This window comes from Rickettsia asembonensis (genome assembly GCF_000828125.2).
GTDB classification, from domain to species: Bacteria; Pseudomonadota; Alphaproteobacteria; order Rickettsiales; family Rickettsiaceae; genus Rickettsia; species Rickettsia asembonensis.
Map to the genome: position 1 here is coordinate 1 of NZ_JWSW01000067.1, position 625 is coordinate 625.

A 625-nucleotide genomic window follows, 5' to 3' on the forward strand; every position below is an offset into this window, starting at 1 on the left:
CACTCTTATAACCCGAAAATCTTTTTCCTAAAAAACCCGATGCAGATGCAGGTGAAGTAGTTTACATTGCTCCTACTTCTGAATTAGGAAAAAAATATGAAGATGCCGTGAAAGTTATAGCAGCTGCAGCTGATACTGAGTTTAAAAAAGAGTTGGCAATAAAGACTAAAGGAAAAGAAAAGCTAAAAGCATTAATTGTAGAGGAAGTTTTTGAGAAATATACAACTAAAAATGCAGATGCACTTGATGGCGATATAAATCAATTAGCTCAAGCTATAAAAGAAGGAACCAATATTGAGTTCATAGGTCCTAAAAGAGAAGTAGAAAGCGTTATAGATCAAGAAACAAGAAATCTATGTGTTAGAATAAATCAAGATGCAGGATTAATGCAGCAACTTAAAATGAATAATCCTAGGTTAGCAGCAATTATAGAAGTGGCAACTGTAAATGAAGAAGAAGTTGCTACAAGACTTCCTGAGTCGGCAGCAGCACAAGCAGTAGCAAACGGAGACATAAATTATGGCGGAGTAGTTGTAGTAGCTCCTGCTGCTGCTCCCGTAGCTCCTGTCGCCCCGTTAGTGTTACCGGCAGACCCAGAAGAAGACCCGGAAGAAGGGAGTGTTGA

1 pseudogene is annotated in these 625 nt (G+C 38.7%); it reads left to right on the forward strand.

The annotated features are described in order from the left end of the window. Nucleotides 1-107: 107 nt before the first annotated feature. Nucleotides 108-625 (forward strand): annotated as a pseudogene (locus SB78_RS11160) (hypothetical protein); the annotation flags it as partial.